This window comes from Streptomyces sp. NPDC059255, from assembly GCF_042752355.1.
Taxonomy (GTDB): Bacteria; Actinomycetota; Actinomycetes; order Streptomycetales; family Streptomycetaceae; genus Streptomyces.
Genome location: NZ_JBHYZP010000040.1, coordinates 66575 through 86409, shown reverse-complemented (window position 1 = coordinate 86409; position 19835 = coordinate 66575). Strand labels below are relative to the sequence as shown.

The window sequence follows — 19835 nt, the reverse complement described above, 5'->3', positions numbered from 1 at the left end:
CAACGGTGCTCGGCGCCTCTCTGACCGCCGCTGAGGCCTTGTTTCCGTCTGACCAGAGGCGGATCAACTTCATTGACATATGGTCGGCTACCTCAGCATCGCTTCCACCGGGCCGCCAACTACCCCCAGGTTCGAGCAGACCTTCCGCCTGGACCACCGCCCCGAGGCATCACACTCCCGCGGCTCCGCGACGGCCTCGTCGGCTTGGTGGGAGTCGTCGCAGATCTGACCGATGACAGTGAGATTCGGTCCTCTTGACCGGCCATCACGGAGCATCCGCATCGTGATCGATGAGGGACATGTCGGATGCCAGAGCGCGGGCGGTGTCGGCGAAGTACTGCTCGTCGGCACCAGGGGCGAGGCCGAGGGTGACGCCCTGGCCGAGGCCGACGAACAGTGCCCTGAGCGCGGTGGTCAGGCGTTGTGCCTGATGCGACGTCACAACGCTCCCGTTGTGGGATCTTCCGGTGAACAGCGCGATCAGGTGGTTCTCCTGCGATCGGATGGACGCGGCGAGCTGGGCCCCCAGGTCGGGGTCGTGCAGGGCCATGTCCAGCAGGGTGATCTGGAGCGACAGGGCAGACCGGGCTTCGGGGGCGTCACAGCTTCGCCGGTGGTGCCGGGCGAAGGCGTCGACCGCTTCCAGCAGATCCAGTTCGGCTGGAACCGCGTGCTCGATCTCCTCGTAGTACGGCTGCAGGTAGTCGGCGACGAGGGCGACCACCAGGCCGTTCTTGCTCCCGAACAGCGAGTAAATGGCACCGGTGGTCAAGTCGGCGCGCTCAGCGATCTCATCAAGCTTGGCCCGATACCCGTCCCGGGAAACGACCTGGAACGCAGCGCTCAGCAAGGCCCGGCGGTTGCGTTCCTTGGTCTCCGCTCTCGTCATTCTCATAATTTGATTATTGCCGTAATCTCGTTACGAAACCAGTCATGACGAGCTTCAAGGAGGACCGCTCATGGCCCAGGTCGTGGCATCGCGGGTGAACCGCCAGACGGTGGGGGCCATCGCCGATGGCGCCTTCAAGGTGTTGCTCGCCGCTGCCTACATGGCCGGCGCTGCCCCGCTCGGCCGGTTACTCGGCACGCCGGCCTGGCTGATGGTCGTCTCAGGCATGGCCCTGCTGATCGGTGGTGGAATCGAGATCGGATATACGCGCAGCCGATCGATGCGCACTTACACCCGGCTCATGGTCGGCTACGACAGCGGCTGGGTGCTGACCGCACTTGTCGGCGCCCTGATGGCATGGCAGGGCGGCAGCGCCGGAGGTGAAGTTTGGATCGGATACCAGACAGCCGCCCCCATCGCGTTCGCCGCACTGTTGATCGCCGCCGACCCGACCCAAGCCGCTTCGGATTGAGCGAGACCGGACACCAGAAGGGAGTCGGCGGTCAGGAGGGCTGGACCTGGTCGAAGAGGGCGAGGGCTGCGGCGGGGTCCGGGCTCACGAGGCGTTCCAGACCGGCCGTGGTGATCTTCGCCCATCTGGCGGCCCGTGCCCACATCTGCTCCTCGAAGGCGCGGACGGCCTCATCCAGATCTCCGGGGCCGGTGGCGATGGACTCGGCGAGTTCGGCGCCTTCCAGCATCGCGAGGTTCGCGCCCGCCCCCAACGGGGGCATCAGGTGGGCGGCGTCGCCCAGCAGCGTCACCCCGGAGACGTGGGCCCAGGTGTGGGACACAGGCAGGACGTGGAGGGGGCGGTGGACGAAAGCCGTGCCGTGGCGGAGGAGGTCGAGGACGGGAGCGGCCCAGCCGTCGAACAGAGCCAGCAGGCTCGATCGCACGGCCTCGGCGTCGGCCGGGTCCAGCTTCGCGTGCCGGTCCAGCGGGGCGCGGAACTGGGCGTACACCTTGACGTGGCCGCCGCTGTTGCGCTGGGCGACGAGCGCCCGGTTCACGCCGTACACAGCCACGGAACCGTCGCCGATCAACCGGGCGAGGTCGGGGTGGCGGGTGTCGACGTCGTCCAGGAAGGTCTCGACCAAGGTGACGCCGGTGTAGTGCGGCGTCACCGGCGAGACCGCCGGGCGGATCCGGGACCAGGCACCGTCCGCGCCGACCACGAGGTCGAACGTCTCCTGTCGCCCGTCCGCGAAATGGACCCGTACGCCATCCCGGGCCCCCGGCACCACCTGCGTCACGCCCCGCCCCCACCGGACGTCGAGAGGGCCGAGCAGCAGGTCCCGGAGTTGCCCGCGGTCGATCTCGGGATTGGCCCGGTCATCCGGCCGGGGACGCCAGTCGCGCAGGACGGTTCCGGCCACGTCCAGGATGCGCATGGCCTGCCCCTCGGGACGGGACAGCGCCCGGAACCGCGCCAGCAGCCCCGCCTTGTCCAGCGCGAGCTGGCCCATCCCTGCGTGCAGGTCCAGCGTGCCGCCCGGGGGGCGGGCGTCGGGGGCGGGATCGCGTTCGAAGACGGCGACGGGGTAGTCATGGCGGTGCAGGACGCGGGCGAAGGCAAGGCCGGCAGGACCGGCTCCGACCACAGCGATGCGGTGACTCATATCGATACACTGTATTTTGCCACGACGATGCATCGCAACAGTACGATGTCGCCATGACTGTGTGGGACCGGCCGGAGCCGCCGACTCGCCCCGTGCCGCTCGACCGGGAGCGGATCGTCGCCGCCGCCATCGCGCTGGCCGACGAGGGCGGGCTCAAGGCGGTGTCGTTGCGCAAGGTCGCCGCCCGGCTGGACGCCGGCCCGATGCGGCTGTACGGATACATCTCCACCAAGGAGGAGCTGTTCGACCTCATGGTGGACGAGGTCCACGCGGAGATTCTCCCGGAGGGCCCGCCCGGCGACTGGCGGGAGGCACTGCGCGTCCTCGCCCACCGCACCAGGCAGGCCGCTCTCCGTCACGCATGGCTGGCCGACCTGCTCGGCGGCCGCCCGGCCCTGGGCCCGAACGGCCTCGCCGTGGCCGAGGCCACGCTGGCCGCCCTCGACGGCCTCGCCGACATCGACACCGCCATGCGCGCCGTGGAGACCGTCAGCGCCTACTTCATCGGCGCGATCAGGCGCGAGATCGCGAACCTTCGGGCCGAGCGCGCCACGGGCCTGTCCACGCTCGACTGGCAGCGCGCCTCCGGCCCGTATGTGACGGGAATGTTGGCCACGGGCCGCTTCCCGGCACTGACGAAGGCCGTGTACGAGGGCACGGACGTGGACGCCGAGGCATCCTTCACGACCGGCCTGGACTGGGTCCTGGACGCCGTGGCCGCCCAGCTCACCCGGCCACCGGCGTGACGCCCAGCTCCTGCCGGATGTGAGCGGGGTCGGGGCCGGTGTCCACGAGGTGGATCCGGTGCGGACGGTGATCCGGCTTGCCCGCGCCCAGCTCCAGCAGGTGGAACTCCACCTCCCCCAGGAACTCGGGTGACGCCCTCGGAAGCGCTCGGTAGCCTCCCGGATCATGACCTCCTCCGCCGCCCCTGCCGCCCCTTCCACGCTCTCCGCCGTATCCTCCCCGCCGCCCCTGCACGCCCACCTCGACTTCAACTCGCCGCTCTCACCGGCACGGGCGGCCCGCCTCGTCGAACGCCTCGCCGGGAGCGGACCGTCGACCGTGCTCGATCTCGGCTGCGGCTGGGGTGAGTTGCTGCTCCGGCTGCTGGCGGCGGTGCCGGGTGCCACCGGTACCGGGGTCGACATGAACGGGGAGTTGCTGGCGCGGGGGCGGGTGAGCGCCGGGGAGCGTGGGCTTGCCGACCGGGTCACGTTCGTCGAAGGGGCCGTCGCCGGCTTCGCCCCCGGCCGCGGCGACGTCGTCCTGTGCGTCGGATCGAGCCACACGTTCGGGGACGCCGCGCCACCGGCCCACACCGAGGTGGCGCTGCGCGCCCTGCGGGAGCGGGTGGACGTCGGCGGGCGGGTGCTGTTCGGCGAGGGCTTCTGGCAGCGGCCGCCCACGGACGGCGAACTCGCGGCCATGTGGCCCGACGCGTCGGCGGACGAGCAGACGGACCTGGCCACGCTCGTCGGTCTCGCGGGCGCCGCGGGGTTCCGGCCCCTGTGGATCGAGACGGCCTCCCTCGACGAGTGGGAGCACTTCGAGTCCGGATACCTCGCCGGCAAGGAGGAGTGGCTCGCCGCCAACGGCGGCCATCCCGAAGCCGGTTCCGTCCGTGCCGCGGCCGACGCTCACCGGGCGATGTGGCTGGGCTACCGCGGCATCCTCGGCTTCGCCTACCTCACTCTCGTGGCGTGCTGACCCCGGGTGATCTGTTTACGGTGACGTGTACGGGGTCCGTCGTGCGGCGGTCCCCCGGGGGAAGCTCGCCGCGAGGGCTTCCCGGTGTCAGGGGCCAGGGGGACAATGGCCGTTTGTGACGATCACAGACACCACCGGGCCCACCGAGTCCCGCCACGACAGACCCGCCACCCTGCTGGGCAGTGTGCTGACCGGTGGAGTGGTCGGCGCGGCGCTCGCGGCCGTGGTGGTCGGAATCATCATCGGGAAGGCGGCGCTGTGGGGCGGCGGTGCCGGATTCTTCCTCTTCGTCGTCGTGTTCACGGTCGTCTCGGGGCGCCGGGAACGGGCGCGGGCGCCGAAGCCCGAGAAGCGTACGGCCCTCGCGATGATCGAGAGCCGGCGCGCGACCAACGGTGAACTGGCGGACGTTCCGGTCAGCTTCGTCCTGACGGTCGCTCCGGAGGACCGCCCGGCCTACCGGGTCGCGTTCTCCCAGTCGATCAACCTCGTCGACATCGCCGGCTTCCCGCCGCGCCGCGTCGTGGTCGTCGAGTACCCCGCGCACGAGCCGTGGGACGTCACGATCCTCATCCGGCCGGACGAGGAGTGGGCGCGGCGGGCCGCCGAGGCGTCGATGGACTCCGCCCCCGAGTCCACGCTCGTCAGGAATCCCCGCGCGGAAGGCGCGCACTGCCTGGTCTCCCTCCTGGCGATCCTGGTCGGCGCGGCGATCGTCGTCCTGCTCTTCCGCGCCGATCTGTTCCGGGACACCGATCCGGGCGGGCAGGGGGCCGGCGGACACCCCGGAGGCGCCGAGGTCTCGGCCTCCGCCTCGCTCTCCGTCTCCGGCTCGACCTCCGTCTCGTCGCGGACGAGCACCGCGCGGACCACGGAGTCGATGCTCCAGGACGGCCGGATGCGCCGCACCGTGGAGGCGCTGGCCCTGGCCGACGTGTCGACGGCCACCGCGTTCCGGATCGAGGAACACACCATGTCGGCCAGTGGAGTCGGCGGCGTTACGGACACCGGCGGGCCCGGCGCCGGTCAGCCGTCGTTCGACCTGGGCTCCCTCCCGTACGAGCGGCTCCCCGCCCTGGTCCGCGAGGCCCGCGCCTCCTCCGGCATCGGTACCGACGGCTCCTGGCGCATCGACATCGGCCACGACGCGGGGACGGAAGCCCTGGTCATCCGGGTGACCGTGAAGGGCGCTCAAGGAACCGCCACCCTGCGCGCGGACGCCCGGGGCCGCGTCACCGAACCCGCCGGCGCGCCCCGCTGACGGCCCGTCACCGGACCACACCTCACCACACCTCACCACATCTCACCTCACCTCACCGCGGCCCGCGAGGGCCCGCCGCGCCTCGGAGCCGGCCCGTCGGGGAGAGTGGCTGCCGACGGTTCACCATCGAGGGGACCCTACGGAAAGAGGCACGGACGATCATGAGTGACGCACCCCGGTGGCTCTATCTCGCCCGGCACGGCGAGGCGACGGCGGATGAGACCGCGCTGTCCGACAACGGCCGCCGCCAGGCCGTGCTGCTCGGCCGGCGGCTGCGCGACGTACCGCTGTCGGCGGTGCACCACGGTCCGCTCCCCCGGGCCGAGGAGACGGCCGCCCTGCTCACCGCCGAGCTCGACGGCGTACCGGCGCACCGGTCGGAGGCGGCCGGCGACTACGTCCCGTACCTGCCGCACCGGGAGGAGCTGCCGCCGGATTCCTCCGACGCCCTGCTCGCCTTCCTCGCGGGGGTGCCGGAGGAGGAGGCCCGGCTCGGCAGCGCCCTGGCGCGCGAGGCGCAGGCGGAGTTCACCGGTACGGTCACCGGTGACACGCCCCGCCATGAGCTGGTCGTCACGCACAACTTCCTCATCGGATGGCTGGTGCGCGCGGCCCTCGACGCGCCCCCCTCGCGCTGGCTGGGCCTCAACTTCGCCAACGCCGCGCTGACGGTGATCCGTTACGCGCCCGGCAGACCGCCGTCCGTGGTCTGCGCGAACGACATGCGGCATCTGCCCGACGAGCTGCGCTGGACCGGGTTCCCGCCCGAGTACCGGTTCTGAGCGCCGCGCGTCAGACCGTCCTGGCGGCGCGGCGGTGCGCCGCGACCCTCTCGCGGGTCGCGCACCGCCGGGAGCAGTAGCGGCGGGCCGGGCCCGCGCCCTGGGTGAGGAAGACGTTCCGGCAGCTCGACGAGGCGCAGAGGCCGCCCGGCGGGCGTTGCCGGTCCCAGACCAGGACGGTCAGGGCGAGACAGGACGAGGCGAGCAGCCACTCCCCCCACGGGGCCTCGTCGTCGCTGTCGAGGTGCGGATGCCAGGGCGTGCGGCCCTCGTGCGAGGTGAGGCGCACGGTGCCGAGGGTGCGCCCCAGGAGACGGTTGAGGACCGCCGCGGCGGCGTCCACGCCGGGTGCGGCGAAGACCTCGCGCAGGTGCAGCGCCGCCGCGCGCATCTCCGCCACGTCGTCCGCCGAGAGCTGTACGGGGCCGGGCTCGCCGTGGGCTAGCAGGACGTCCGCGACGGCGCCCGGTTCCGGCGGGTCCCCGTCCTCCGGTGCGGTCAGCGCGTTGACGAGCGCGACGGTACGGTCCGCCGCGCCCCGTACCGAAAGCCGCGTCGAGAAAGGGGGCTCCATGGCGCGACTGTAACGCACCTGGCGAATGTTTGAGTTACCTGCGTAACGTCCTGTGCGTGAACATGCGTTACGCACTCCCGGTGTACGTCGCCGGCGCCACGGCGGCCCGTACCGGCGACGAGATGTCCGGCCCGGCCCTGCTGCTGGCCGCCCTGGCGGCCACCGGATCCGCGTCCACCGCATCGTCGCTGCTGGCCGGGGTCATGGTCTCGGCGGCGGTCGGCGGACCGCTCTTCGGCGTGCTCCTCGACCGGTCGGCCGCGCCGGGGCGGCTGCTCGGCGGGGCGCTCGCCCTGTACGCGGCGGGGCTCGGCACCCTCCTGGCCCTGGTGCACCTGGACCGCGTACCGCTCTGGACCGCCCTTCTCGTCGCGGTGGCCGCCGGGCTGCCGGGGCCGGCCCTCTCCGGGGGCTGGACCTCCCAACTGCCCCGCGTCGTACCACCGGACGGGCTGCGGCGCGCCACCGCACAGGACGCGATGACCTTCCACCTCGCGAGCCTCGCGGGACCCGCGCTGGCCGGTGCCGTCGCGGCCCTCTACGGGGCACCGGCCGGGGTGCTCGTGTCCGTGGCGCTGATCTGCGCCGCCCTGCCGTCGGCGCTGGCACTCCCCGCCGCCGGACCGTCCGCCGCCTCTCCTGCTCCGGTCGTCGCCGAACTCGCCGCCGGATTCCGCGCCGTGGCGCGCGCCCGGCCGCTGGCCCGCGCGACGGCGGCGTCGGTCGTCTCGTCCGTGGGCAGGGGCATGCTGATCGTCTGCTGCCCCCTGCTGGGCGAGCGGGCCTTCGGTACGGCCGGCCACGGCGCGCTCCTGCTCTCCGTCGTCGCCGCCTCCGCCCTCGCGGCCAACGCGGCGCTCTCCCGCCCGCGGGCCCCCGCCCCCGCGCCGGACGCCGTCCTGTGGCTGGGCAGCCTCGCCGTGGCCGTCGCCCTTCTCCTCGCGGCGACCGGCCGGCCCGCCCTGGTCCTGGCCGCGATGGTGCTGGCCGGTGCCGGGGAAGGCCCGCAGCTCACCGCCCTCTTCGCGATACGCCACCGGGAGGCGCCCGACCGGCTGCGGGGGCAGGTCTTCACCACGGGCGCCAGCCTCAAGATCACCGGATACGCTCTCGGCGCCGCGCTCGCCGGACCGGTCGCCACCTGGTCACTGCCGGGCGCGCTGCTGACGGCGGCCGCGTTCGAGGCACTGGCGGTCGCGGTGTGCGCCGCGTTCCCATCCGCACCGCGGAGCCGACTCGGACCGCCTTGAGACTCAGACCGCCTTGAGACTCAGACCGCCTTGAGCGTGACGGCCTCGGCGAGCGCCGCCTCGATCGCGCGCTTGCGCCGCTCGGGGCCGTAGTTGATGCCCTCGGCGCGGACGAATTCGAGGTTCAGCACCCCGAGGAAGCCGAAGAAGCTGCTGAGGTAGGTCTCCTGATGGTCGAAGCCCCCCGTCGGGGTGTCCGCCACGTACTCGCCGCCGCGCGAGGAGGCGACGATGATGCGCTTGTCGCCCGCCAGCCCCTCGGGGCCCTGTGAGGTGTAGCGGAAGGTCTTGCCCGAGACCGGCAGGGCGTCGATCCACGACTTGAGCTGGCTGGGGATGCCGAAGTTGTACATCGGGGCCCCGATCACGACGACCTCCGCGGCCAGGAACTCGCCCAACGCCGCGTCGAGCCTGCTCAGTTCACTCAGGGCGCGGGCACCCGCGTCGATGTCCGTAGCGGCGTCCACCACCGGGTCCATGGACGCCTCCTGCGCCATGGAGGCCAGCTTGAGCTTCTGTACGGCCTCCGAGTGGTGCGGCAGCGGCTCGGCGGCGACATCGCGGTACGTGACCTCAAGGCCGGGGTGCTCGGCCCTGAAGCGGGCGACGACGGCCGCCGAGATCTGGCGGCTGGCCGACTCGGCGCCCGAGATGCTGGAGTCGATGTGCAGAAGCTTCATGAAAATGGCCTCGCTGGTGCGCCCGGAACGCCTGGATCCGGTTCATCTGGACATGGACGGAATATCGCTGTACGACCGCATACGGATAAGGCTCCCCACTTCGCCGAGAGCAACGTACAGCCCAGGGCCTCCGTTCCGCCTCCGCCCCCTGCCCGAACACCGCCCGTCAGCGGCCCGGAGGCGCCAACTCCTCCGGGAGCGGGCGGCTGTGGACGATGTCCAGACGGGAGACCGCGCGGGTGAGCGCCACGTACAGCCGGTGTGCCCCGCGCGCCTCGGCCGCCATGACGGCCGCCGGTTCGACCAGGACGACATGGTCGTACTCCAGCCCCTTCGCGGCCGTCGCGGGCAGCACCGTCACCCGCGCCGCCGTCGCGCCGAGATCGTCCGCCGTCGCGGTGGCGACCCCCGCCCCGGCGAGTACGGTACGGAGCCGCTCCGCCTCGGCTCCGGCCGCGATCACACCGATCGAGCCCTCGCGGGCGAGCGCCCGGCGTACGGCGCCGACCACCGCCGCGTCCAGGCCGCCGGTCCCGTCATCCGGCCCATCCAGGCCACCCAGCCCCTCCGACGCCCCCGGCCCCGTGATCGTCAGCTCCCCCGCGCCCCGCAGGGAACGCGCCGGCGGTACGTCGACGTCGAGCGAGGCGAGCAGCCGGTTGGCGAGTTCCACGACCGCGCCGGGCACCCGGAATCCGGTGGTCAGCGGCGTCACGACCGCGTCGGGGCGGCCGAGATGGGCGAGCAGCGCGGGCCAGGAGCGGGCCGCCCACGGGGTGGTGCCCTGCGCGAGATCCCCCAGCACCGTCAGCGAACCGAAGGACACCCGGCGCGCGATCGCCCGGCACTCCATCGGGGAGAGGTCCTGCGCCTCGTCGATGACGACATGACCGTATCCCTCGGGGTGTTCGATCAGCCCGGCGAGTTCGTCCAGCAGCACCAGATCGGCAGCGGACCAGCGCAGCGACCGCGCCGCCCGCGGCCCCGAGGGGACGCGCACCCCGGCGCGGCGGAGCGCCCGCTGCTCCTCGGCGTTGAGGATGCCGTCCGCCGACGCCGCCGGATCGGCCAGCACCCCGGCCAGCACCTCCTCGGGGCTCACCTTGGGCCAGACCGCGTCCAGGTACGCGGTGACCGGGCGCGAACCGCTCAACCGCCGTACCCACAGCGCCGGCTGCGGCCCCGCCCGCCGCTCCGCCTGGAGTTGGAGGGCCCGTACGGCGCGGCTGCGCACCCGCTCCCGGCCGATGCCGTACGGAGGCGCCTCGGCCCGTACCTCCGCGACGATACGGGCCAGTTCGCCGGGCCCGACGCGCCAGCGGTACGAGCCGTCCGGCACGGTGAGCGGCGCGAGGGCCGAGGCGCCGTCGGGCGTCGCGACCCGTCCGTACAGCGCGCGGCGCAGCACCTCCGCCATGCGGGCGTCGTGCTTGACGGCCGCGGCCTCCTCCGTGTCCTGGACACGCACCGGATGGCGCGCGATCTCCTCGCCGACCGTCGACTGGCGGACACCGAGCTCGCCGAGGCCGGGCAGGACCTCGGAGATGTAGGAGAGGAAGGTGCGGTTGGGTCCGAGCACCAGCAGCCCGCCGCGTCGTAGCCGCCGCGGGTAGGTGTAGAGGAGGTACGCGGCACGATGCAGGCCGACGGCGGTCTTGCCGGTGCCGGGGGCGCCCTGGACGCAGAGGGAGCGGCCGAGTTCGGAGCGTACGAGTTCGTCCTGCTCGGGCTGGATGGTGGCGGCGATGTCGCGCATGGGCCCGATACGGGGGCGCTCGATCTCACCGGCGAGGAGGGCGCTCGCGGCGGGGCCGGCCGCCGCCGCTCCCGGCCCCAGGGGCTCGTCCTCCAGACCGGTCAGATCCTCCGGCTCCCCCTTGCTCCAGGGCGCCCACCCGAACCTGCGGCGAACGGCCACACCCTGCGGGTCGGCGGCGCTCGCGCGGTAGAAGGCGCGCGAGACGGGTGCGCGCCAGTCGACCACGAGGGGCGGGGCGGCGGGGTGTTCGGTGACCCGGCGGCGGCCGATGTGGTAGCTCTGCCCGCTGTGGTCGCCGGCCGCCGGGCCCTCGGTGAAGTCGAGCCGGCCGAAGAACAGCGGGCCGTCCGGCGCCTGCCGCAACTCCTTGGCGTAGCTGCGCAGATGGCGGCCGAGGACTTCGGCGTCCGCACCGGACGCGAAGGCGTTCTCGCCGGTGACGACCTGTTCGTGCGCGTCGTCCACCATGCCGGCCAGGGCGGCGCGGCAGGCCTGGTGGTAGGTCCGTTCCTCGTCGAGCGCTGCGGATGCCGCTTCGGATGCCGTCTCGGGTGCCGGCTCAGACGCCGCCTCGGATGCCGTCATTCCATCGAGAATAGCGTGACTGGGTCAATAACGTTACTCAGTAAATAAGAAAGCCGCGAGTCACCAGAGCACGAGCCCGTGGCGCAGCCGCTCGAAAGCCAGCTCCGCCGCCGCGACCGCGTCCGGATACACCGCCCCGGCCGGTTCGCCCGCCGCGATCCGCCGCCAGTTCTCCTGCGCGAGGATGCGCTGTACGGCGATGATCTGCCCGGCGCCGAGCGCCCCCTCGATCCCGCTTCCGAGGGCGGCGGCCAGCGCCTCCTCGGAGCGCCGCTGGTATCCGTACAACCGGGCCACCAGGCTCGGCGTCCCGTACAGCAGCCGGTGGTACGCGAGCACGCCCTCGTGGTCGTTGAGGCCGGTCACCGGGTCGCGCCGGTCGAGTCCGGCCAGGAAGTGCAGGCGCAGCGCCTCCAGCGGGCGTACGCCGCCGGGCCGGCCCGCGACCACGCGCGCGGCCTCGTCCTCGTGGTCGGCGAACCGGTACAGCGCCAGGTCCTCCTTGGCCGGGAAGTACCGGAAGAGGGTCGGCTTGGAGATCTCGACCGCGGCGGCGACCTCCGCGACCGAGACCCGGTCGAAGCCCTTCGCGAGGAAGAGCGCGATCGCGGCCTCCGAGATGTCCTGGTAGCGGCGCTGTCTCTTGCGCTCGCGCAGGCCCGCCTCGGCAGGGGAGGAGAAGCGGTGGGCCGGGTCGGGGTCGAGGACCTCGTTGTCGTCGTCGCCGTTCATGACGGTGAAGCCTACGCAGCGCCCGGCGCCGGGAAGGCGGGGCGTACGGCCCGGTGCGCGCGTCCCCCGCCCCACCCGCTCACCCTCTTCGCCGGATCAGCGCCTCCACCCCGTCCAGGAGGCAGTTCAGGCCGAAGGTGAACTCGCGGTCCGACTCCTCCTCCCCGCCGGATCCGGCCTCGCCGAGCCCTCCCTCGGCCATCAGGCGGGCAACCGACGGATAGCGCGCCGGGTCGGCCAGCCGGCGGAGGGTGTTCTCGTACCCCTCCATCACCTGCCGGGGCGTGGCGCCGCTCGCCTCGACCGCCGCGTCCAGGTCCGCCATCAGCAGCGCCTCGTTCCGTACGTAGCCGCTGACCAGCAGGATCACCGAGAGCCTGGCGCCGTCGTCCAGATCCGTGCCGTCCAGTGCCACCATCCCCCGCTCCCACCACGCCACCATGTTCGGCGTGCTGGGCGGGCCCGCGACCGGGAGGCGCAGGGACCACAGGTTCCGGTGGAACGCCGCCCGCTGGGCCCGCGCCCAGAGCGTCAGCGCCTCGCGCCAGCCGACGTCCGGGTCCGGCGGTGGGGGCGGCGCACCGAGCGCCACTTCCATCATGAGGATGTAGAGCTCGTTCTTGGCGGCGACGTACCGGTACAGCGACATCGTGGAGACGCCGAGCTCCTTGGCGACCCGCCCCATCGAGACCGCGGCCAACCCTTCCGCCGCCGCGAGGCCGACCGCCGCGTCGACGATGCGCGCCAGGGTGAGGCCGGGCTTCGGCCCCTTGGACGGGCGGTCGCGCAGCCCCCATGCCGCCTCGACGCTGGCGGGAAGCCCGGGAGATGCGGGAGATCCGGGAGATCCGGAAGACCCGGAAGGCCCGGAAGGCCCTGGGGCTACCGGCGGTCCCGGAGATCCCGGAGTTACCGGCGCTTCCGGAGATCCCGGACGCCCCGGAGCCACCGGAGATTCCGGATGCCCCGTACCGCCGCCCCCGGCCGCGCTGTTCGCGTTGCCCGTCATCGCCGCACCTCTCTTCTGCCGCTCCCCGCCGCTCCCTGCCGCTTGACGCCCATCCTAGTAATGCGTAACCCTTACACAGTAGCGCGTACGCCATACGCATAAGAGACCCGAAGGGGGAAGGATCTTGCGTTCACAACCGGCCGTCGAAGCCACCGGCCTGGAAAAGTCCTACAAAGGCAAGGGGAAGGGGAAAGCGCCTCTTCACGTCCTCCGCGGTATCGACCTCCGTGTCGAGCCCGGCACCGTCTTCGCCCTCCTCGGGCCCAACGGCGCCGGCAAGACCACCGCCGTACGGATCCTCACCACCCTCACCACTCCCGACCGCGGCACCGCCCGTGTCGCCGGGTACGACGTCGTCGCCGACCGGCGCCGCGTGCGCGGGGCCATCAGCCTGACCGGGCAGTTCGCCGCCGTCGACGAGAAGCAGACCGGCGCCGAGAACCTCCGCATGATGGCCCGCCTCGGCGGACTCCCCCGGGACGCCGCCCGGCGCCGGGCGGCGGAACTCCTCGACCGGTTCGGGCTCGCCGACTCCGGCCACCGCCTCGCCGCCACGTACTCCGGCGGCATGCGGCGCAGGCTCGACCTCGCCGCCGGGCTGGTCGGCACCCCCGGGGTCGTCTTCCTCGACGAGCCGACGACCGGCCTCGACCCGCGCAGCCGCCAGGAGCTGTGGCAGGTCGTACGGGAGCTCGCCGCGCAGGGCTCCACCGTCTTCCTCACCACCCAGTACCTGGAGGAGGCCGACCGGCTCGCGGACCGGATCGCGGTCATGGACCGGGGCCTGATCGCCGCCGAGGGCACCGTGGACGAGCTGAAGGGCCTGGTCTCCGGCCACCGGCTCGACCTCGTACTCACCAGCCCCGACGCCTATCTGCGCCTCGCGGACCGGGCCGTGCACCACGCCCCCGAGTCACTCACCCTCGGCCTGCCGACCGACGGCAGCGCCGCCCAGGTGCGCGCCCTGCTGGACGAGATCGACCCGGACGGTACGGACGTGGCACGTTTCGCCGTGCACAGCACCACCCTCGACGACGTGTTCCTGACCCTCACCCGCTCGACCGCCCACTCCGACCCTCACCCGAAGGAGTCCGCACGTGTCTGACGCCCTGACGCACTCCGTCACCATGGCCGGGCGCGGCCTGCGCCTCAGCCGGCGCAACACGGACGCCGTCATCACCGCGATGATGCTGCCGGTGATGCTGATGCTCGTCTTCGTCTACCTCTTCGGCGGCGCCATCGACACCGGTACGGAGTACGTCACGTACGTCGTCCCCGGCGTCCTGATCCTCTGCGCGGGCTCCGGTTCGGCCGGCACCGCCGTCAGCGTCAGCGAGGACATGAAGGGCGGCATCATCGACCGCTTCCGCTCCCTCGACGTCGGCGGCGCGTCGATCCTCGCCGGGCATGTCGCGGCGAGCGTCGTCCGTAACCTCGTCTCGACCGCGCTCGTCCTCGGAGTCGCCCTGCTGATCGGCTTCCGCCCCTCGGCGGAGCCGGCCGCCGCGCTCGCCGCGGCGGGCATCCTGATCGTCTTCATCACGGCGATGTCGTGGCTCTCGGCGGCGGTGGGACTGCTCGCCAAGTCCCCCGAGGCGGCGTCCGGGTTCACCTTCTTCGCGCTGTTCCTGCCCTACCCAGCAGTGCCTTCGTGCCCATCGAGACGATGCCGTCCTGGCTGCACGGCTTCGCGGACCACCAGCCGGTCACGCCGGTGATCGAGTCGCTGCGCGGCCTGCTGCTGGGGCTGCCGGTGGGCACGGCGCCGTGGACCGCGCTGGCCTGGAGCGCGGGGATCCTGGCCGTCGCGCTGGGGCTGTCGGGCGTGCTGTTCCGGGCGCGGACCTCGTGAGGGCGTCCCCTCCCTGTCCCTACCGACCCGCCTCGCTCGCGTCCTCGCCCTGGGTCGCTTCGTGGCCCCCGGTCCCGGCCTCGGCCTCGCGCGTCGTACGGAACCAGTTCCGGTAGGCGGTCATCACCTGCCGTACCGTCGGCGCCGCGTCCGCCCCGTACAACTCGCGCTCCGCCGCAGCCAGTACGCGCTGGATCCGCCACGCCACCCGGGGCAGCACCCGCCAGTTCGACTCCGCGTCGGGGCCGAGCAGCAGCGCCGTACGGATGATGTCGGTGAAGACGGACTGCACCCGCTTGTACGCGAGGAGCAGCGGCAGGTCCTCCTCCCAGCCGTACGAGCTGCCGGCGCGCGCCTCCTCCACCGCCGCCACCCACAGCTCCTTGACGCGCGCCTCCTCCTGCCTCGGATAGCCCATCAGGTGGAGGTGGGTCGCCAGGTCGTAGAGCGGATCGCCGATCATGGCGAGTTCCCAGTCGATGACCCAGAGGTCACCGCCCCGGTCGACGATCAGGTTCTTCCGGTGCAGATCGCAGTGGAGGAGCGCGAAGGGGCGCGAGCGCAGCTCCACGGTCCGCTTCCGCAGCCGGCCGAGGGCGTCGGCACCGACGCCGAGTTCCGCGAAGAGCGTCCGGTAGGGCTCGCCGTGGCCCAGGTGGACCTGCTCCTCGGTGAACCGGATCAGCCGGTCCAGGAACGCCGCCGAGTCCCCCTCGGCCGTCCAGTCGTCCGGGGCGCAGATCCGCGTGACCTTGTGCTCCGCCAGTTCCTTCGGGTCGATCGAGACCAGCTGGTGGAAGAACTCCCGGAGTTGGGCGGCATGGCGCCGGGAGAGCCCACGGCCGGAGACCTGGTGCCCCGGCACCTGTCGGGCGTCGAGGGTCCGGCCCTCGATGAAGCCCTGGAGGTACACGCCGTCGTCCACCCTGATGATCTCCGGGATGCGTGCCACCCGGCCCTGGAGCGCGGTGAGCAACAGGTCCTCGGAGGCGAAGCAGCGCCGGTCGAACCAGAGCAGCCCGGGGCGGGGCGCACGGAGCTTGGCGCGCTCGAAGCGGGCGCTGAGCTCGTTCGTGGCGGGCAGCGGAAAGGCGTACGTCTCGTGGTGGTAGCCGTTCAGGGGGCCGGTGACCCCCTGGCCGTCGCGGCTCAGCTCACCCGCTCGCCTGCGCATGTCGGATCCCGTGGCGGATGCCCTGCGGGATGCCCTGCCGACTGTCATTGCCCTGTGCACTGTGCCTTATGCCCTCGGTACGGGTGATGCCTCTGAAGTACGTGGCTGTGTGGTGTGTGGCGAATGTGGTGAAGGTGGTGTGTCCGGCATGCGTGGAGCTGTCTTGCGGAAGTTACCTCTCCGGTGGCCGCCGTGAGGGCAAGTCGGCGCCTTCTTCACCAACTCGGATCAGCGGTCGCCCGCCACCGATGTCCGCCCGCCGACGCCCGCCCACCGACGAGGTCGCGCAGCGACTATGACATCAAAGGTGGCGGGTCTGGTGGACTTGGCGGACTTTGGCTGCCAACTTCGTCAAGTTGTCCGGAAGTTCGTCCATCACCACCCGCGCCCCCGCCCCGTACAGCACGTCGCTCTTCGTCTCCCTCGTCGCGTACCCGAGGAAACGGACGCCGAGCTGCTGCGCCGCGCGGAGGTCGGCCTCCGCGTCACCGATCATCACCGACTCGCCCGCGGGTACGCCCGTCCACTTGAGCGCGCGTTCCAGGCAGTCCGGATGCGGCTTGAGCAGCCTCGGGTCGTGCCGGCGTCCGTAGACGTGGCCGCCGAAGCACCGGGTGAGGCCGGTCCGTTCGAGGTAGCGCCGCACAGCCCTCGGCGAGTTGTTCGTGGTGATCGCCAGGGCCACCCCGGCGTCACTCAGCGCCCGTATCAGCTCCGCCGCGTTCCTGGTCGGTACGGCCGACTCGGTCGCCCGTATCTCCTCCTCCGTCAGCCACGCCTCCAGCTCCGCCACCCGCGCGCCGCCCGGGGCCAGCTCTCCCACCCCGCGCAGAACGGCCTGCGGGTCGGTGACCGGGGCGCCGTCCGCCGTCCCCACCACGCGCCGGACCTCCTCGGGGAGCGCCGCGAGCAGGCGGGCGGCCACGCCGGGCGCCGGGTGGTTGCGGAAGAGCGCGCAGACGGGGCCGTCGAAGTCGAAGAGCACGCAGCGCACCGGCGCCGGGGCCAGGGACGGAGCCGGGGCCGAGGCAGGCGCACCGAGCCGGCCCGCCCCGCCGGTCGCGCGGGAGCCGGCCGCGCAGGAGTCGGCCGCGTACGAGTCGGTCACGTCGCTCCGTTCTTCGGGTTTTCGGGCCTTCAGGGCTTCAGGCCTTCGGACCTTCAGGCCTTCGGACGGTCCGCGGACCGTCCGCCCCACATCCTGCCCCGAACCACACCCGTACGACACGGGGTCATCCCAGCGCGAGGTCCGTCGCGATCGTCTCCCAGAGCGCGTCGAACCAGGCCCCCGACTCCGCCACGAACGCGTTGTCGCGCTGCGCCCGCAGCTCCCCCGACCCGAAGGAGAACAGCGGCGACCGGTCCCCGAGCGCGTCGTACATCTCGACGGACGTCCGGTGGATCTCCGTCTCGCGCACGGTGACCTTGTAGTACGCGAACAGCGCCTCGCTGCCGTTGAGCACGTACAGCTTCACCGGCGGTGTGAAGGGCAGCGCCTTGAACCGTACGTCGACGTCGATGCCCGCCGAGCGCATCCCCATCAGATGGTCTCTCAGGACCGTGCCGTGCGCGTTGCGCTGCTGGAGCCAGCGCTGGTGGACGAGGTCGCTCTCGTCCGGGTGCGTGTCGGTGGCGGCGACGGAACGCGGGAACGCCAGGTCGATGTCGCGGTTGGGCAGCAGCACCCGGACCGTCACCGTGGCGGGCAGCGCGCCCGCACCCGGCGCCCCGGCGCCGGCGCCGCCCCCGCCCCCGGCCTCCGCCGACAGTGCCGCCCGGTCCCGGACGCGCAGACGCTGCTCGCCCAGGGCCGCGCTCAGCGACTCCGCCGTCAGACAGAGGGCGTCTATCCGTACGTGCTCGGCCTCGAACGCGGCCATGATGCGCGGGCGCAGCGCGACCATCGTCTCCTGCGGCGTCTCGTCCGCGCCCGCCCCCGCCCTCCGCCGGGCGGCGGCCCGTTCGGCGGCGGCCCGCTCAGTGGCGGCGCGGTCGGCGATACGGGGCGGGGCGCCGCGCGTGACCTCGGTGAGCAGCCCGTCCTCCTGGAGGCGCCGCAGGGCCTGCCGGATCACCCCGCGCTGCACGCCGAACTCGGCCACCAGGTTCTTCTGCGTGGGCAGGGCCTGACCCGCTCCGAGGTCACCCGATTCGATACGGGCACGCAAGGCCTCCGCCACATCCTCCGGCGTGGGCTTTCCGGTGCCGTTCACAGCAGCCTGTTCAGAGGTCACGACCCTACGTTACAACTTCCTGCCATCTCCCGGCAGTTGTAACAGTGAACTTGTTTACGGATCGCAACTTGGCGGGACAACTTCATTAGTTGGCGTCGAGTTGGCAGCCAACTCGACTCCTGCTCGCCCCACCCGCCGTAAAGGAGTGACCGCCATGCCTGTGTCCGCGCTCCTCACCACAGCCTTCGGCATCGGGCTCGACCAGCTCGTGCACTGGCGCTTCGGCACCGCGGGGACCGTCGCGCTTCTCCTGCTCACCTTCGGCGTCAAGGCCAGGAACGCCACCTGCGCGGGAATCGGCGCCGCGGTCCTGGCCCTCCTCGTCACCCAGCTCGGCCACGGCTGACCCCGTACGGGCCAACCGCCCCTTCCACGGACCGACGACCGGCCCCCGTACGGATCAGAATCAGAAGACGTCCGGGCACCAGGGCCGCCGCCCCGTACGGAACAGCGTCTCCGCCACCGCCGCCGCCCCCGGCCGCTCCTCCGTCACCGTCCCGAGCGCCGCGAGCCGCAGCGCCGACTCGTCGCCCAGGTACAGCGCGCCCAGCTCCCGCACGTCCAGGGACAGTCCGGCCGCCTCCGTCGTGGGCGCGCAGCTCGCGCCCTCCGGCGAGGCGTCCAGCCGGAAACGGCCGCCCGCCAGACCCGCCGCGTCGTGGATCTCCAGCACCAGCGTGCCGGGAACGGCGTACGTACGCGCCTCCAGGGCCCGTACGGCGTCGAGGATCCGCACCCACAGGTAGTCCGCCTGCGTCACGACGCGCGCCGCGCGCGGGTCCGGCAGGAAGTGCGGCAGCAGGTCGTCCGGCGCGCGGTGGCCCGTCCGTACCGTCGTGATCCAGTCGACCGAGCAGACGAACCGCCACAGCGCGCGCTCGGCCGCCGGGGTCAGCGCGATCAGGTCCCGTACGGACGCGGTGTTCAGCGGCTGCTTGGCGTCGCCCCAGTTGTCGTCGGACGCGTACGTGGCCAGGCCCTCCACCTCGCCCGACGCCGAGCGGTACACCGCGTGGTAGGGCTCCACCCAGGCGGGTCCGGGTCCGTCGGGCGCCTGCCCGGTCTGCCTGAGCCACCAGCGCTCGTCCCGGCCGACCGCGCCCGGCTGCCGTGCCCGGAAGCGCTCGTGCAGCTCGGGGCCGAGCTTCCGTACGTCCGCGCCCTCGACCAGGTCGATCCGGCCGCCGCCGTCCTCGGCGCCGGGGCCCGCCCAGCGCGGATCGAGCCCCGAGCGCGCCACGTCGACCGCCCACTCCGTGATCGACGCGGCGGGCCCGAAGCCGTACCGCCCGTAGATCGGGTACTCGGCGGCGATGAGCGTGGCGAGGGTGTCCCCGCGCTCCTTCGCCTGCGCCAGATCGGCGCCCATCATCCGGCCGAGCAGCCCGCGCCTGCGGTGGGTCGGCGAGACGGTGACGTTCGAGACCGCGTCGGCGGACAGCACCGCGCCGCCGGGCACCGTCAGCTCCTGGGCGAAGGAACGGAAGGTCCCGACGCACCGCCCGTCCTCGAACGCGCCGCGCGTACGCGTGAGGTCCGCGCCCCCGCGCCGCCACGCCACCATCTCCTCCGAGTCGCCCGGCGGACGCAGGAAACCGGTGTTCAGGGCGCGATTCCAGTCGGGGAACCCGGCTTCGGTGACGGTACGGACCTCAAGGCTCATGGTCGGCACGGTATGCGCGGTCTCCCGGCGACGCACCCGGTTTTCCACCCGTACGATTC

20 protein-coding genes and 1 pseudogene are annotated in these 19835 nt (G+C 72.6%); 9 read left to right on the top strand and 12 right to left on the bottom strand.

The features are described from left to right. Window positions 1-265: 265 nt before the first annotated feature. Window positions 266-889 carry a TetR/AcrR family transcriptional regulator gene (locus ACFXKG_RS34315; RefSeq protein WP_384847276.1) on the bottom strand — a complete coding sequence of 208 codons (624 nt, stop codon included), beginning with the start codon at window positions 887-889 and terminating at the stop codon, window positions 266-268. A gap of 70 nt (window positions 890-959) precedes the next feature. Here ACFXKG_RS34315 and ACFXKG_RS34310 point away from each other — a divergent pair, with 70 nt between their 5' ends. Then, on the top strand, window positions 960-1361 hold the full coding sequence (locus tag ACFXKG_RS34310) for a hypothetical protein (RefSeq protein ID WP_384847274.1): 402 nt from the start codon (window positions 960-962) through the stop codon (window positions 1359-1361). 31 nt (window positions 1362-1392) lie between these two features. On the opposite strand, the gene ACFXKG_RS34305 is transcribed toward ACFXKG_RS34310, so the two are convergent. Beyond that, a complete protein-coding gene (locus ACFXKG_RS34305; RefSeq protein WP_384847272.1) occupies window positions 1393-2511 on the bottom strand; it encodes an FAD-dependent oxidoreductase in 1119 nt (372 codons plus the stop codon). Window positions 2512-2564: 53 nt separating this feature from the next. On the opposite strand from ACFXKG_RS34305, the gene ACFXKG_RS34300 reads away from it, so the two are divergent. Beyond that, a complete protein-coding gene (locus ACFXKG_RS34300; RefSeq protein ID WP_384847270.1) occupies window positions 2565-3257 on the top strand; it encodes a TetR/AcrR family transcriptional regulator in 693 nt (230 codons plus the stop codon). On the opposite strand, the gene ACFXKG_RS34295 is transcribed toward ACFXKG_RS34300, so the two are convergent. After that, entirely contained in the window at window positions 3238-3369 is a 132-nt protein-coding gene (locus ACFXKG_RS34295; protein WP_384847268.1) for a hypothetical protein, read from the bottom strand. The two genes, ACFXKG_RS34300 and ACFXKG_RS34295, sit on opposite strands and share 20 nt — an antisense overlap. A 54-nt stretch (window positions 3370-3423) precedes the next feature. Between ACFXKG_RS34295 and ACFXKG_RS34290 the strand changes: the two genes are divergently transcribed. From ACFXKG_RS34290 to ACFXKG_RS34280, 3 genes are all read left to right on the top strand, one after another. After that, complete coding sequence (locus ACFXKG_RS34290; RefSeq protein WP_384847266.1) at window positions 3424-4221, top strand: SAM-dependent methyltransferase; 798 nt, start codon at window positions 3424-3426, stop codon at window positions 4219-4221. Between the two features lie 115 nt (window positions 4222-4336). Next, the gene (locus ACFXKG_RS34285) at window positions 4337-5482 is read left to right on the top strand and encodes a hypothetical protein (RefSeq protein WP_384847264.1); all 1146 of its coding nucleotides are present in this window, start codon (window positions 4337-4339) and stop codon (window positions 5480-5482) included. Between the two features lie 161 nt (window positions 5483-5643). Next, window positions 5644-6264 carry a histidine phosphatase family protein gene (locus ACFXKG_RS34280; RefSeq protein WP_384847262.1) on the top strand — a complete coding sequence of 207 codons (621 nt, stop codon included), beginning with the start codon at window positions 5644-5646 and terminating at the stop codon, window positions 6262-6264. Between the two features lie 10 nt (window positions 6265-6274). Here the strand turns inward: ACFXKG_RS34280 and ACFXKG_RS34275 are convergent, their stop codons facing one another. After that, complete coding sequence (locus ACFXKG_RS34275) at window positions 6275-6838, bottom strand: CGNR zinc finger domain-containing protein (RefSeq protein WP_384847260.1); 564 nt, start codon at window positions 6836-6838, stop codon at window positions 6275-6277. Window positions 6839-6900: 62 nt separating this feature from the next. On the opposite strand from ACFXKG_RS34275, the gene ACFXKG_RS34270 reads away from it, so the two are divergent. Further along, window positions 6901-8088, top strand: a complete 1188-nt coding sequence (locus ACFXKG_RS34270) for an MFS transporter (RefSeq protein ID WP_384847258.1) — start codon at window positions 6901-6903, stop codon at window positions 8086-8088. A gap of 20 nt (window positions 8089-8108) precedes the next feature. Here the strand turns inward: ACFXKG_RS34270 and ACFXKG_RS34265 are convergent, their stop codons facing one another. The 4 genes from ACFXKG_RS34265 to ACFXKG_RS34250 form a co-directional block, all read right to left on the bottom strand. Continuing rightward, window positions 8109-8768 carry an FMN-dependent NADH-azoreductase gene (locus ACFXKG_RS34265; protein ID WP_384847256.1) on the bottom strand — a complete coding sequence of 220 codons (660 nt, stop codon included), beginning with the start codon at window positions 8766-8768 and terminating at the stop codon, window positions 8109-8111. A gap of 166 nt (window positions 8769-8934) precedes the next feature. Beyond that, entirely contained in the window at window positions 8935-11112 is a 2178-nt protein-coding gene (locus ACFXKG_RS34260) for a HelD family protein (RefSeq protein WP_384847254.1), read from the bottom strand. Window positions 11113-11172: 60 nt separating this feature from the next. Then, the gene (locus ACFXKG_RS34255; protein WP_384847252.1) at window positions 11173-11844 is read right to left on the bottom strand and encodes a TetR/AcrR family transcriptional regulator; all 672 of its coding nucleotides are present in this window, start codon (window positions 11842-11844) and stop codon (window positions 11173-11175) included. 79 nt (window positions 11845-11923) lie between these two features. Continuing rightward, window positions 11924-12544 carry a TetR/AcrR family transcriptional regulator gene (locus ACFXKG_RS34250; protein ID WP_384847290.1) on the bottom strand — a complete coding sequence of 207 codons (621 nt, stop codon included), beginning with the start codon at window positions 12542-12544 and terminating at the stop codon, window positions 11924-11926. A 433-nt stretch (window positions 12545-12977) separates the two neighbouring features. Between ACFXKG_RS34250 and ACFXKG_RS34245 the strand changes: the two genes are divergently transcribed. Together ACFXKG_RS34245 and ACFXKG_RS34240 are read left to right on the top strand one after the other, a co-directional pair. Beyond that, the gene (locus ACFXKG_RS34245; RefSeq protein ID WP_384847250.1) at window positions 12978-13958 is read left to right on the top strand and encodes an ATP-binding cassette domain-containing protein; all 981 of its coding nucleotides are present in this window, start codon (window positions 12978-12980) and stop codon (window positions 13956-13958) included. Window positions 13959-13980: 22 nt separating this feature from the next. Further along, window positions 13981-14705, top strand: a pseudogene (locus tag ACFXKG_RS34240) (ABC transporter permease). A gap of 19 nt (window positions 14706-14724) precedes the next feature. On the opposite strand, the gene ACFXKG_RS34235 reads toward ACFXKG_RS34240, so the two are convergent. The 3 genes from ACFXKG_RS34235 to ACFXKG_RS34225 form a co-directional block, all read right to left on the bottom strand. Further along, on the bottom strand, window positions 14725-15879 hold the full coding sequence (locus ACFXKG_RS34235) for a phosphotransferase (RefSeq protein WP_384847248.1): 1155 nt from the start codon (window positions 15877-15879) through the stop codon (window positions 14725-14727). Window positions 15880-16180: 301 nt separating this feature from the next. Beyond that, entirely contained in the window at window positions 16181-16987 is an 807-nt protein-coding gene (locus tag ACFXKG_RS34230) for an HAD family hydrolase (RefSeq protein ID WP_384847246.1), read from the bottom strand. Between the two features lie 124 nt (window positions 16988-17111). After that, complete coding sequence (locus ACFXKG_RS34225) at window positions 17112-18113, bottom strand: GntR family transcriptional regulator (protein WP_384847244.1); 1002 nt, start codon at window positions 18111-18113, stop codon at window positions 17112-17114. Between the two features lie 154 nt (window positions 18114-18267). On the opposite strand from ACFXKG_RS34225, the gene ACFXKG_RS34220 reads away from it, so the two are divergent. Then, the gene (locus tag ACFXKG_RS34220; protein WP_384847242.1) at window positions 18268-18459 is read left to right on the top strand and encodes a hypothetical protein; all 192 of its coding nucleotides are present in this window, start codon (window positions 18268-18270) and stop codon (window positions 18457-18459) included. Window positions 18460-18519: 60 nt separating this feature from the next. Here ACFXKG_RS34220 and ACFXKG_RS34215 read toward each other — a convergent pair whose 3' ends face one another. Continuing rightward, on the bottom strand, window positions 18520-19776 hold the full coding sequence (locus ACFXKG_RS34215; RefSeq protein WP_384847240.1) for a GNAT family N-acetyltransferase: 1257 nt from the start codon (window positions 19774-19776) through the stop codon (window positions 18520-18522). Between the last annotated feature and the right edge of the window lie 59 nt (window positions 19777-19835).